9 protein-coding genes are annotated in these 12,661 nt (G+C 68.9%); 4 read left to right on the top strand and 5 right to left on the bottom strand.

The window, feature by feature from the left end; all coding sequences use genetic code 11:
• Window positions 1-649 precede the first annotated feature (649 nt).
• Window positions 650-1,003, bottom strand: coding sequence for a hypothetical protein (locus tag ACFYZA_RS06855; protein WP_382597020.1), 354 nt, complete (start codon window positions 1,001-1,003; stop codon window positions 650-652).
• A 273-nt stretch (window positions 1,004-1,276) separates the two neighbouring features.
• On the opposite strand from ACFYZA_RS06855, the gene ACFYZA_RS06850 reads away from it, so the two are divergent.
• A complete protein-coding gene (locus tag ACFYZA_RS06850) occupies window positions 1,277-3,664 on the top strand; it encodes an ATP-binding protein (RefSeq protein WP_388487930.1) in 2,388 nt (795 codons plus the stop codon).
• Window positions 3,665-3,743: 79 nt separating this feature from the next.
• Here the strand turns inward: ACFYZA_RS06850 and ACFYZA_RS06845 are convergent, their stop codons facing one another.
• Both ACFYZA_RS06845 and ACFYZA_RS06840 read right to left on the bottom strand, forming a co-directional pair.
• Window positions 3,744-4,103, bottom strand: coding sequence for a hypothetical protein (locus ACFYZA_RS06845; protein ID WP_388487929.1), 360 nt, complete (start codon window positions 4,101-4,103; stop codon window positions 3,744-3,746).
• A 268-nt stretch (window positions 4,104-4,371) separates the two neighbouring features.
• Window positions 4,372-5,532, bottom strand: a complete 1,161-nt coding sequence (locus tag ACFYZA_RS06840) for a PP2C family protein-serine/threonine phosphatase (RefSeq protein ID WP_388487927.1) — start codon at window positions 5,530-5,532, stop codon at window positions 4,372-4,374.
• 155 nt (window positions 5,533-5,687) lie between these two features.
• Between ACFYZA_RS06840 and ACFYZA_RS06835 the strand changes: the two genes are divergently transcribed.
• Window positions 5,688-5,843 (top strand): hypothetical protein, encoded by a 156-nt coding sequence (locus tag ACFYZA_RS06835; RefSeq protein ID WP_388487925.1) that lies wholly within the window; start codon window positions 5,688-5,690, stop codon window positions 5,841-5,843.
• A 1,005-nt stretch (window positions 5,844-6,848) separates the two neighbouring features.
• On the opposite strand, the gene ACFYZA_RS06830 is transcribed toward ACFYZA_RS06835, so the two are convergent.
• The gene (locus ACFYZA_RS06830; protein WP_388487922.1) at window positions 6,849-7,958 is read right to left on the bottom strand and encodes an amidase domain-containing protein; all 1,110 of its coding nucleotides are present in this window, start codon (window positions 7,956-7,958) and stop codon (window positions 6,849-6,851) included.
• A 264-nt stretch (window positions 7,959-8,222) separates the two neighbouring features.
• Between ACFYZA_RS06830 and ACFYZA_RS06825 the strand changes: the two genes are divergently transcribed.
• Both ACFYZA_RS06825 and ACFYZA_RS06820 read left to right on the top strand, forming a co-directional pair.
• On the top strand, window positions 8,223-8,450 hold the full coding sequence (locus ACFYZA_RS06825; RefSeq protein WP_382597030.1) for a hypothetical protein: 228 nt from the start codon (window positions 8,223-8,225) through the stop codon (window positions 8,448-8,450).
• Between the two features lie 321 nt (window positions 8,451-8,771).
• Window positions 8,772-10,100, top strand: a complete 1,329-nt coding sequence (locus ACFYZA_RS06820) for a hypothetical protein (protein ID WP_388487920.1) — start codon at window positions 8,772-8,774, stop codon at window positions 10,098-10,100.
• Between the two features lie 157 nt (window positions 10,101-10,257).
• On the opposite strand, the gene ACFYZA_RS06815 is transcribed toward ACFYZA_RS06820, so the two are convergent.
• Window positions 10,258-12,264 carry a transglycosylase domain-containing protein gene (locus tag ACFYZA_RS06815; RefSeq protein ID WP_388487918.1) on the bottom strand — a complete coding sequence of 669 codons (2,007 nt, stop codon included), beginning with the start codon at window positions 12,262-12,264 and terminating at the stop codon, window positions 10,258-10,260.
• Window positions 12,265-12,661: the final 397 nt, after the last annotated feature.

Raw genomic sequence — 12,661 nt, 5'->3', positions numbered from 1 at the left:
AGAGGCCTTCCGAAGGGAACAAGGACGGTCGCGGCATGCCGGGGCATACGTGAGCCACTCACACGATCGGGAGGGCTCGTCTGCGGCGGATGAAGCACCCGTGCCGCTCGGCGACTCATCCAGTTCTACCGACGCCCCGATGGCCTGGCAATGCCCCCCTCCTACTAACGGACTTCGCAGCCAGCCCATACGGCCTCCCCACCACCGGCCGGGGCACGGCAGCCTCCGCACACTCCGCGGGCGGGCAAGGGCACGGCCAGAGCACGCCGACGGCCACTAGGCCTGCTCGTATGTGACCTAGGTCCTGTGGGCCGCCTCACCCGAGATGTCTCAAAATATTACGCATTGCGACTATTTGTAACCTTTGATGGTCGGAGCGCCGAGCCCGAGATGCTTTCCGATCGAAGGAGCGGGATCGGCCGGGCCACGTATCCGAAGGCCGTAGCCGCTCCCCCGGTCGGTCTGACGACAAGACCCGCCCTCGCCGGAACCGGGGCAGGGGAAGGACGTGCACTGCAGCCGTAACGATGCCGAACGGACGTCCGAGCATCCGGCGGCCGGTCGCCGGGCTCCGTCACCGTTCATGAAGTCGACCGGCCCCAGCAGCAGGTCGCTGGGGCCGGTACTCACGATGGCGGGAGCCTGTCGCTCAACCCACCTGCGTCCGGTCCCCGATGATTTCGTCGCCGAGGTTGCACCAAGCGGTGCTCTCCGCGCTGGCCCACACCCAGGGGCCGTAGTGGACGTACTGGTAGCCCCCGAGGGTCTCGCACGTGATCACTTCGCGGTATCGGCCCGAGTTGCACCAGGTCTTGTTCCCGTGGTGGCCCGCACTGCCGACCACCCGCTGGCCCCAACACGACACCTGCGCGGAGTCGCCGGCCAGAGGAACGGTGGTGGTCGCCGAGCCGCTGTCTGCCAGTGCGCTCGGCGCGATGGACAGCGCCCCTCCCAGAACGAGCGCTGTTGCGGCTGCGGTCCTTGCGATACGGCCTTTGATCATGCCGGTCTCCCAGTTGGCGATGAGATGTGCGATGGTCGTCCCCGCCGCGCGACGGACACCCGTGCACGCAACTGCCTTCGCTGTAGCGGTGGTTGCTCCTTCTCGCTCTGTCCGGCGGGACGCATACGATGCTGCCGCCGGACCCCTGCCACCGACAGGACGTCCAGCGGACGTTCAGCGGACGTTGTGCCGGATGGGCCACAGTCCCGCAGAGAAGGGAAGCCGTGGGGCGCGATGCCGCGCGGTGCGGGCCTTCTGGGAGAGGAGGAGGAGATGCCGGAGCGGTTCGACACGGTGCTGCGTGACTACAGGCGGCGGGCCGGCCTGACGCAGGAGGAGTTGGCGGACAGGGCCGGACTGTCGGCCCGGACCATCCGCGCGCTGGAACGCGGCCAGGGCCGGGTGCCGCGCGTCGCCTCGGTGCGGGAGGTCGCGAAGGCGCTCGGGCTGGGAACGGACGACCAGCGGCGCCTCCTCGCCACGGCCTCGGCCGACGAGTGGAAGGGCGCAGCAGGCCCAGGCCCCACGGAGCGTCGGCACTATCTGCCGTACGACATACCGGACTTCACTGGACGCACCACAGAGGTGACCCGTCTCGCGGATCTCCTCGGCGGCGGCACGAGCGCGGTGGTGGTGACGGCGATCGACGGCATGGCGGGCGTCGGCAAGACCACGCTGGCGGTGCACGCCGCCCATCTCATGGCCGAGCGTTTCCCGGACGGCCAGTTCTACTGCGACCTGCACGGCTTCACGCCCGGGCACGCGCCGACGGGACCGGCATCGGCACTGGAGGCACTGCTGCGCATGGCCGGCGTCGACGGCGCGCGCATCCCGCACTCCCTTCAGGAGCGATCGGCGCTGTGGCGTACCACGTTGTCGGGACGGCGGGCACTGGTGCTGCTGGACAACGCCGCCGATGCCGAGCAGGTACGACCGCTGATGCCGGGTTCCGCCTCGTGCGCGGTCATCGTGACCTCGCGGCGTCGGCTCCTGTCCCTGGAAGGTGCCGTTCCGCTGTCGCTCGACGTGCTGCCGGAGGCCGATGCGTGTGCACTGGTGGCCCGGATCGCGGGGCGCGGCAGGGTCGTCGACGCGCCCGAGGCGGTCGCCGAGATCGCCGAGTTGTGCGGCTACCTGCCGTTGGCCATCCGGATGACCGCGGCTCGGCTCGCCCACCGGCCCGCGTGGACGCCGGAAGACCTCGTGGCCGAGCTGCGCGCGGGCTCGCTACGGTCCGGGGAAAGCGGCAACCAGCGTGCGGTCAGTACGGCTTTCGCCCTCTCCTACGCGCGTCTGAGCCCCGACCTCCAGCGGCTGTTCCGGCTCCTCGGGCTGCATCCCGGTACCGATCTCGACGCCTACGCGGCCGCGGCGCTGGCAGGCACGGACGAGGCGACGGCACGGCAGGGGCTGGAGGAACTCGTCGATGTGCACCTGCTGGAACAGTACGAACCCCACCGCTATCAACTGCACGACCTCCTGCGGCGGCACACACAGGAGGTCCTGCGCGAGTCCGAGCCGCCCGCCCGGCAGGACGAGGCGGAGCTCCGGCTCCTCGACCACTACCTGTTCACCGCGCTCAACGCCCGCGAGGTGGTGGCCCCGGGACAGCGGCTGCTCGCGTTCGAGATCGACCGGCCGCCCGTGGACGCCCCGGACGTGAGCGCCCGGGCGCCGGCCCTGGCCTGGTACGAGGCCGAGCACGCGAACCTCGTCGCGCTGATCACCTGCGCCGCCGCGCGGGGCCGCGTCGAGCACGTCTGGCGGTACGCCCACGTGCTCCAGCACTTCTTCGACATCCGTGGACGCACCTTGGACTGGGTCGGTACCCATGAACTCGCCCTGGCCGCCGTCGAGCATCTCGACGACCGCCTGGCCCATGCCGAGATCCTCACCAGCCTCGCCATCGCCTGCTGGTACGCCGGACGTCACGAGGACGCCTTCAGCCGGGGCCTGGAGGCTCTGGCTCTGTGCCGCAAGATCGGTGATGCGTGGGGCGAGGCCGTCATCCTCACCAACTTCGGTGTCGCACAGAGTGCGTTGGGAGGCACTGAGGAGGCCATCGACCTCCACCGACAGGCCCTGGCCCTCTACGCCGACCTGGACGCCCCCTGGGGCGAGGCCCTGAGCCTGACGAGCCTGGGCTCCGTCTACGCCCGCCTCGGGCGGACCGCCGAGGCACTCGACCACCACCGTCGGGCCCTCGATCGGTACCGCGGCATCGGTGATCCCTGGGGCGAAGCCCTGACCCTCACGAACATCGGCACCGGCCACCGGCAGCTGGGACAGTTCGGTGACGCCGTCCGCCACCACGCCCGAGCGCTTTGGCTCGCCCGCCGGACCGGCGACCGACGCGCCGAGAGCGAGTTCCTCAACGATCTCGCTGTCACCTACCACGCGGCCGGCCGCCACGAAGCCTCCCGCCGTCGCCACCGGCGGGCGCTGAACATCGCCTCCGCCATCGACAACAGTCCGCAGATCGCCCGCGCCCATCAGGGCCTCGCCCATTCCCTCGCCGAGGACGACCCCGATGCCGCCCGCGACCACGGTCGGCGGGCACTCGCGATTCACGGCGAGCTCACCGCCCCCGAGACCTCCGAGCTCATCTCACGGCTCGCCACCTTCGACCAGGATCGCGACCGCCGCCAGGGCCTGTTGTGAAAGTCCCGCTTCCCTCTCGGTCGAGCAGCGGGATATCCGCATCAGGCACCCGGCGTACCGAGCAACCCGGTGGGGCCTGTCAGATCGTGGTCGGCAGAGCGATTTCGAAGAGGGTCTCCGCCGCTGTCCGTGCGTGCCGGCCGTAGTTCGACTCGCCCAGCACCATGGCGCGGCTCGCGGCGCCATCCGCGAGGGTCACGAGTTGCTCGGCGAGGACGGCGGGCTCGCGGCAGCCCAGTTCTGCTACCAGTCCGGTCACCAGTCGCACCATCAGCAGTTTCTGTTCGCGGGCGTAGGAGTGGACCGCGTTCTGGGGGTCGGGGAACTCCGCGGCGGCGTCGATGAGCGGGCATCCACGCACGGGATCCGTGCCGGTCGGGGGCGGGTCGAACAGTGCGAGGATTCGCTCCTTGGCAGGGATGTCCTCGCGTGCCGGCACGCCCTCCAGGGTGCGTCCCGTCGAGGACAGGTCCTTGAGATGGGCGAGGACGAGCTCGTCTTTGGTTCTGAAGTGCGCATAGAGGGTGCGCTTGGCGGATGGCCCAGGTAGCTGGAGGTGCCGTCCTTGTGGAGCGTGCCCGCCTATGCGGTGCGGAGCGTAGGGAATGCGGCCCCATCGCCTCGCCCCGTCTCCGGAACCGGCCGACGCTGAGACCTGCCGAAGCTGGTTACACACATGATCTGCGCTCGGCACAGCCGATGTGCTGTCACGGGCCGTCCGCACTTGCTGCCTCGTCGGCAGCGACGCAGTCGTTGCGGCGCACGACGAGGATGGCGGCGTCGTCACTCTGCTGATCCCCCGTGTGCCGCAGCAGATCAAGCCGCAACCGTTCCACCAGTTCGGGCGAGGGCAGATCGGCCCATGTGCTCAGGCGGTCGACCAGGGGATAGAAGACTCCCTTGCCGTCGCGTGCCTCGGTCACCCCGTCTGTACACAGCACCATCCGTTCCCCCGCGGGGAAGCTGCACCTCTGAGCCGTGCGCGCCTGCGGCGCCAAGTTGCCGAGCCCGAGCGGGAGTCCGGGGTCGTCGAGCCATATCTCTTCGGCCTTGCCACCACCGAGCCGGAAGGGTGCGGTGTGTCCGCACCCGACGATTTCAGCCCGCCCGGCCGGCTCCAGTTGCAGTACCAACGCGGTGACGAACCGCTCGCCGTCTCCGGTGTCCCGCGCGTAATGGTTGTGGCGCAAAAGCGCCTCTTCCATCCGGGTGCACACGCCGAGCAGCGAGGGTTGGTGGTACGCACCCTCCCGGAAGGAGGTGAGAACGGCGGCCCCGGCGTGGATCGCCGGGAGGCCTTTGCCTCGTACGTCCCCGATGAGCACCCGGGTGCCGTACGGCGTGGGCAGGACCTCGTAGATGTCACCGCCGATCAGGGCGTCCTGGGCGGACGACACGTACAGTCCATCCACCACCGCGTCGTCGGTGTGCAGCGGCAGTTCGCGCAGCAAGGTCCGCTGGGCGGCCTCGGCCGCGGACCGGACCCGTGCCAACAATTGCTCGCGTTCCCACCGGGACTTGCACAACAGGACGCAGGCGATCCCCGCCACGGCGGAGCCCGTGATCGAGGCGATCACGGTGGGGGCGCCCGAGTTGGCCAGCTCACTGGTGTAAACCACAGCCACCGAGGCGGTGTAGAACGCCCCCACCAGAACGACCTGCCGGGTGGTACAGAGCATCGCTGCTATGAGCGCCGCCAAGCCGGACAGATGGATGATCTGAGTTCCGGTGCCGGTCGCGAGGTCGATGACGGCCGTCACGCCGACCAGTGCGCACAGAATGGCCGTGGTCGGCTGCCGCCTGCGGTTGGACAGCCACTCATCCCAGCTCGGCCGGTCGCTGGTACCGCCGCGGGTTTGGGGTGTCATGGGGACTCCGGAACTCGGCGCTCGCGTACCGGATCACCACCACTCGGTGCGGTGCGCTTCCCACAATCCCAAGGGTACGCCGGTTGGTCCCCACGAACACTGTCGGAGCATATGTGCGATGCGACAGCGCGGGAATGTCGGAGACAGCGGGGCCCTTGGCGGATACCGACGAGCTGACCTCGCGGGGCGTTGGCTGTGACAGCTCCCTGATCATCGTCATCGGCAGTTCCACCCATGCGGTCGCCCTCGCCGAAAGGCGGCCGCGCCTCGGCACCCTGGCGCGCAGCGGCATCCCTCCCAGCACGTCCTGAGCCCCTCAGGCAGGCCGCAGGTCTCGGCAACCGCACTTGCCGGTAATGGCCCGCGGCCAGCCCCGCCCGCGCGCAGCAGTAGCGGGGCTGGCCGCGGCCACAACCGGGCCGAACACCGGCGAAGTCGTGCTCGCCAGCCTCCGGGAGCTCGGGCATCAGGATGTGCCGGGGTCGTGACCCGACCGGCCGCTTCGCTGTCCCACCGCAGCGCCACGCCTTCACGGGCCGTCCGGCCGAGAGGGCGTCCTCGCCCGGCCCGTCCGCCGTCCGAAGCCTCCCCGCCGAGAGCGGCCAGTGGCAGGTCAGCGACCAGTGGCGGGTCCGAGGTTGGGCAGGCCACCTGTCGGGGCGCCTTGCCCACGCCCCCTGCCCGGAGCGCCGGGTCACCGGCCGCCCGGGTCTGACTGGGTGAGACATCCTTTCGAGCCGCGGCACCCCCCGCGTGGTCGAGACATCCGGCGGCATGCTCAATGCGATCGGCCCAAGGCACGGATTCACCGCCATAAGCGTCCGCGATCGGTCATGTACAGCCTGGCGCGGTGAGCGCGCGGCCTGATCCTCACATCCGCGTCGCAGAACCGGGGCCGACTGAGCACAGCGCCCACCGCGTAGCAGCGGCTCGGTGGGCCTGTCGTCCCTACGCGTCCAGGTCGATGTCGCCGAATGGGATGGCCTGGCACGTCAGCGTGTCCGTGGCTGGCAGATCGAGTGACGGCTCGACCCGGTGGGTGACGTTTTTCCTCACGACCATGACCATGCGGAATAGGCGCGGTCGGCGAGCATCATGGAGGGGCCGGATCCGCGGCAGCGAAGACACCCTAAGGGCCGCGGCGCACCCGGCGGTCGGCCCACCGGCTTCTACAGCGAGCGGTACAGGAGGCACAACACCGTCGAACGCGCCATCAACCGGCTCAAGGGCTTCCGCGCCGTCGCCACCCGCTACGAGAGACAGTTCCTGGTTGGGCGAGGCCCGGCGGATCGGTAGCCGTCCGCCGGGCCCAACCATCAGGTGCGGTAGGCGAAGTAGACCGCGTTGGGGTACGAGGCGATGAGGCTCGCCAGCGACTTCCGATAGGTGTTCGTCGAGTGGTAGGTGAGGTACGGAGTTCCGGTGCTGCTCCGATAAGTCACCATCATGGAATGGTCCTTGGACCCGTCCCGGTCGAAGTCCATCTGAAGGACGTCGCCGACGTCCATCTGGTAGACGTTGGCCAGGTTGGTGGCACGCTGGTTGGAGAGCGTGAACCACGCGAAGTCGTTCACGCCGACCCAGGAGTTGGTCTGGAGGGCGCCGTCGTACCACCAGTTGCGATAGTCGGACGTCGAGCCGGGCGCGTTCTTCCATCCGCCGGCCTTCAGGGCCTGGCTGACGAAGTTGGTGCAGTCGCCGCCCGCGCCGTTGAACTGCCGGTAGGCCGGGTTGTAGTTCTTCCAGTACTTCTCGGCGTACGCGGCCATCGCGGCGTAGTCGTAACCCGTGCCGGTCTTCGTCTTGGGCTTGGCCGGCGCGGGGTACTTCGTGGACGCCGGAGTGCCGTCCGGGTAGGTCTGTCCGTCGTCCGTGACGGCGGCCTTGGCAACCGTCGGCTCGTTGACGGCGACCGGTCCGTTGTCCTTGGACTTGATCGAAGTCAACTCCCAAGCGGATCCTGCGGTGTTGGTGAGCGCGAGCTCGTACCGCGTCCGGAAGCCGGTCGTGGCCGGCTCGTCGCCACGGATCTTCTTGTAGGTGAGCGTGGTGTCCTCGGTGACCTCCACGGTCGCCCGGCGACCTGACACCGTCGCCTTGTTCACGGCGACGTGGGTGTCCGCGTCGGTGTAGCTCTCACCGAGTGCGTTCAGCCGTGCCTTGCGCGACCGCAGCGACGCCAGGGCCGCGTCCTCGTCCCGCTTCAACTGCGGCGACATACGGGCCTTGGCGCCGGTGGTCGTCGCAGTGTGGCGGCCGGCCCGGTCCTCAACCAGGGCCTGGCTGCGCTGCGTGAGGACGTCGCCGGCTATGCGGGCGAAGGTGCTGACGGTCGCGCTGTCCGCCGAGCCTGGCCTCGGGGCGGCACTGGCGAACGTGGTCGGCAGGAACGCCGACGACAGGATTCCGGCCAACGCGACGCCCATGGCAGGTCGGAATGTCTTTGATATCACTGTTTTCCCCTTGTCACCGGTCCACATGGACCTGGGGGGTCGAATTTTGGCATAAGTCGCCGCGTCTTCGAACCCGTTCGCAGGCCGCGACGGCAACCCGGCTTTGTTCGAAGGCCTCGGCGAACCCCTGGCTGGACGGATGGTGTGTGCGTCCGCCGTGCTCGGGCAGGCGCAACTGGCACGACGAGGCGTGACCAAGGACGGTCGCGTCAGCCGCCCGATCAGCAAGGAGGACGCATGGCGAACGAGTACGACGGCGAGGTCTTCGGGGTGACTTCGAAGCAAGGGCGACCCGATGGCGCCACCGGCCCCTTCACGTTCGACCCCGCCGTGGCGGACCGCTACCGGGCCGGCGACGTGGTCGAGCACGGCAGCGTCCGCTACCGCGTCGGCAGGACCCCGCCGTCCGGAACTCCGGGAACCGACGCGGCCGTCGGCTACACGCCGACCGCAGTCGACATCTGACGGAGCCTCAGTGCGGAACGTCACAGGTGCGGGGCCCGGCGGTATGCGCCGGGCCCCGCACCTGCACAGCTCTTCGGTTGGGCCGAACTCCTGCCGCCGGTTTCCTGCCGTCTTGCGCAAGCCCGCAGAAGCGGTTGCGAGCGGCACGAACAAACCGGGCCGCCCGCCCTGCGCCGGGTCTCTGCCGCCGCGCCCGCTGGGCTTGGTGCGGGAGGGGCGACCACAGGGACTTGTGGTACGACAGGCATGCCAAATAAGTTCTATATTCGCACCAACTATCCACACGCGGCGGCTGTGGCGATCATGGGGGACACAACTGCGATGGCTGACACCGACGACGCCTCCCGTGTTCCTGCGGAGTCCAGGGCCGTCCGGAAAGCGCGCAGGAAGGCGCAGAACCGCAAGAGGCTGGGAGTCGGCGCCGCCATCCTGGCGCTGGGCGCGACCGCTACCACCGCGTACGCCTTCACGGCGGGCAGCCCGTCCGACGCGGCCGAGCGGGCCAAGAAGGCCACGGCCTCCCCCTCCTCGGGGCCGGACGGAAAGGCCGGCCCCGGCAAGGGCAAGGAAGAGGCCTGGGACGGCAAGACCAAGGTGCTCGGGGACGGCTCCACCTCGTACACCGGCCCACAGCCCGGCCAGCTCAAGCCGCAGCGGCTGAAGCCGGGCGAGAAGCCCCCGCAGTTCGTGGTCTTCTCCTGGGACGGCGCGCTGGAGGGAGACGACCACCTCTTCTCGCACTTCCGCCAGGTAGCCGAGGCCAACAATGCACACATGACGTTCTTCCTGACCGGCATCTACCTGCTGCCCGAGAGCAAGCGGATGCTGTACCACCCGCCGCAGCACAGCCAGGGCTCGGCCGCGATCTCCTACCCCACCGTCGAGCACGTGAGGACGACCCTGGAGCAACTGCGCGGCGCCTGGGCCGACGGCGACGAGATCGGCTCGCATTTCAACGGCCACTTCTGCGGCCCCAAGGGCGGTGGAGACTGGAGTCCCACCGAGTGGAAGAGCGAAATAGACCAGGCGTACTCGTTCGTGAAGACGTGGAAGACCAACACGGGGTTCACCGACGAGGCGCCGCTCCCCTTCGACCCCGACCGTGAGGTCGTCGGCGGCCGCGCTCCCTGCCTGGAAGGGCAGAAGAACCTCATCACCGCGATCAAACCGTACGACTGGCGTTACGACGCGAGTTCGTCGGGCGACTTCCAGCTCTGGCCGAACAAGATCGACGGCATCTGGAACTTCCCCTTGCAACTCATGCCCCTGCAGGGCAAGGAGGTGCAAGTCCTCTCCATGGACTTCAACTTCCTCTACAACCAGTCCGGCGAGAGCACCCAGGGCGACCCCGCGAAGTACGCGGCGTGGCAGGAGCAGACGCGGAAGTCGTATCTGAACGGCTTCAACCGCGTCTACAACGGCAGCCGGGCCCCGATGTACATCGGCAACCACTTCGAGGACTGGAACGGCGGCATCTACATGAAGGCCGTCGAGGACGTCATGAAGGACGTCTGTCCGCGCGAGGGCGTGCGATGCGTGTCGTTCCGTGAACTGTCCGACTGGCTGGACGTCCAGGACCCGAAGGTGCTGGCCCAGTTGCGCCTGCTCGACCCCGCACAGGCACCGGACTGGAAGACGCTGGTCAAGTAGTCGAACGGGTCCGACGGGCAGAGCCGAGCCGGGGGTTGGTCTTCCTCCGGAGGCACTGCGGCGCGCGGTGCGCGGTGCGCGCCGTGGATGCCGGGATCACGTCGGCCGCGGTCACTTCAACACCTCCGTGTGGCGCCTGCCGGCTTGACGCGGGATGTCACTTCACCGCCCTGATGTAGTCCGACCACAGCCGCACCGCTCGGTCACTGCTCGGGGTTTTGGGCGCATCGCCGCCGAGGCCGGTCAAGGACAGCGGAATGAGATCGGTCAGGGACATCCGGTAGACGACCACTGCCGTCGATTCCTGTGCGGTGTTGGCCGCGAACCAGCCGACCGTGTTCCCGGCGGTGGTTCCGGTCTTGCCCCCGGTGCCCGGGTGCGCCGTACGCGCGCTCTTCGCGGTTCCTTGTGTCACCGCGTCCCGCAGGGCGTCCGTCACCGCACGGGCGGCCTTGGCCGACATAGCGCGGGCCGGCTGCGGCTTGTCGAGCGGCATCGCCGCACCATTGCGGGAAATCGCGCGCACGGAGTACGGCTCGGTGTGCATGCCTTCCGCGGCGAAGGTCTCGTAGGCTCCGGCGACGCGGATGGCGCTGGGCGTCGAGTTCTCGCCGAGAGCGAAGAGCGGAACGTGCGGGCCGAGGCTCGACGCGAGCAGGCCCGAGCGCTCGGCGAGGGCGTCGACCCGGTCGAGCCCGACATCAAGGCCGAGTTGAAGCATCGGGGTGTTGACGGAGTTGGCGATGGCTTGGCGCAAGGTGACCTGCCCCCAGTTCCGTCCGCCGTCGTTCTGGCCCTTCGCCACCTTGCCGCCGCGGTCCCAGTACGGGCCTTCGGGCGTCTTCACGGTGACGTCGTCGTTCCCGTTGTACTGGGCGGACGGGCTGATGGGGGTGCGGGGCTTGTCGCGCGAGCGCACGATGCCGTCATCGAGGGCGGTGGCGTACACGAACGGCGTGAAGACCGTCCCGACCGGAACGGTGGTCGCGTTCGACTCGTTGAAACCCTGCTTCAGGTAGTCGGGTCCGCCGTAGACCGCGAGCAGCCGGCCGTCAGGGGCGACGCTCGCCGCACCGATCTTCGCGTGCGCGTCGGTGGTGGGCCGCCGGGTGGCGTCGAAACTCTTCTGCGCCTTCTGCACGGCAGCGGTCAAGGCCGTCATGCGGGACTTGTCGAACGTCGTGTAGATCTGGTAGCCGCCCAGGTCGAAGTCGGCGTCCTTGATGTGACCGGCCCTGGTCGCATACGCCTTGGCCAGTTCCACCAGGTAGCCCGACTGGCCCTTGGCGTCGCCGGTGACGGTAGGCGCCACCGGCTCGGGAAACTTCGTGTACTTCGCGCGTTCGGCGCGGGTGAGAGCGCCGGTGGAGACCATCCGGTCCAGGGTCCAGCCCCAGCGATCCACGGCGCGCTCGTGGTTCTCCTTGCTGATGGCCGGGTCGAAGAGCGCGGCGCCTTTGAGGAGCGAGGCCAGGAAGGCACCCTCACTCGGATTGAGCTGGGAGACGTCCTTGCCGTAGTAGGCCTGTGCCGCCCGCTGGATGCCGTATGTGCCGCGCCCGAACCAACTGGTGTTGAGGTAGTCCTGGAGTATTTGCTTCTTGCTGGTCTGCCGGTCCAGCTTCACCGCGAGCAGGATCTCGGTGAACTTCCGCGAGACGGTGCGGTCCTGGTTGAGATACGCGTTCTTCACGTACTGCTGGGTGATGGTCGAACCGCCCTGGGACTCGCCGCCGGTGACCGAGGCCTTCAGGGCGCGCAGGATGCCGTAGGGCGAGACTCCGGAGTCGGTGTAGAAGCTCGCGTTCTCGGCCGCGAGTACGGCGGCCTGGACCTTCGGAGGCACCTTGTCGAGCGGCATCTCCTGCCGGCTGACCCAGCCCGTACGAGCCATCTTGGAACCGTCGGACCAGTAATAGACATTGTCCTGCTGTGTCGCGAAGGTATTGAGATCGTCCGGTATGTCGGTGGTCGCGTAGGCGTATCCGATCAAGCAGCACAGACCGAGGACACCGGAACCGGCGAGTCCGAGCCACTGCCGCCAAGACGGAACCCAGCGCCGCCAGCCGGCGCGGCCGGGCCGGGGGTAGGCGGGCCGCAAGCGCCTTGGCACGGTGCGCAGGAGGGCGACGATCGGCGAGAGTGCACGCCACCACCTCGCCATCGCACCGCTCGGGCCTCGCTTGGCGGCCGCGCGCCGACGCCCACGAGCGACGCCATGGCCGTCTTCCTCGCCACCCCGCCGCCCCAGCCCAGCCCCACCGCGCCTGCTCACACTCAGTGTCCCCTCTACTGCACTTCTCCCCCACACCCTAGAACAGGAGTACGCAGTGATCGTTGGGAGGTGGGGCGCGCTGGTGCGTGATGTGGCAGCAGGTGGCGCAGGCACAAGAGTCGCAACTGAGCCCCAAAGCGGGCATTCCGCTACGCATCGCGGGCCAGAGAGTATTCGGGCCGGTGCCCGCAGAGGTGGCGGGTCACATGGGCGAAGGCTCCATCGCCAAGACGCCCGACGCCTCCTCGATCCAGCGCTTCCGGCGCTTCCGGCGCGGCGTTGGCGG

Origin of the sequence: Streptomyces sp. NPDC001828, assembly GCF_042892175.1 — a bacterium.
Lineage (GTDB): Bacteria > Actinomycetota > Actinomycetes > Streptomycetales > Streptomycetaceae > Streptomyces.
This window is presented reverse-complemented; position numbering and strand designations above follow the sequence as displayed.

Coding starts and splice junctions, on each gene's coding strand:
- ACFYZA_RS06815 (WP_388487918.1), bottom strand. CDS start 12,264: ATGGCGAGGTGGTGGCGTGCACTCTCGCCGATCGTCGCCCTCCTGCGC.
- ACFYZA_RS06820 (WP_388487920.1), top strand. CDS start 8,772: ATGGCTGACACCGACGACGCCTCCCGTGTTCCTGCGGAGTCCAGGGCC.
- ACFYZA_RS06855 (WP_382597020.1), bottom strand. CDS start 1,003: ATGATCAAAGGCCGTATCGCAAGGACCGCAGCCGCAACAGCGCTCGTT.
- ACFYZA_RS06850 (WP_388487930.1), top strand. CDS start 1,277: ATGCCGGAGCGGTTCGACACGGTGCTGCGTGACTACAGGCGGCGGGCC.
- ACFYZA_RS06840 (WP_388487927.1), bottom strand. CDS start 5,532: ATGACACCCCAAACCCGCGGCGGTACCAGCGACCGGCCGAGCTGGGAT.
- ACFYZA_RS06825 (WP_382597030.1), top strand. CDS start 8,223: ATGGCGAACGAGTACGACGGCGAGGTCTTCGGGGTGACTTCGAAGCAA.
- ACFYZA_RS06830 (WP_388487922.1), bottom strand. CDS start 7,958: ATGGGCGTCGCGTTGGCCGGAATCCTGTCGTCGGCGTTCCTGCCGACC.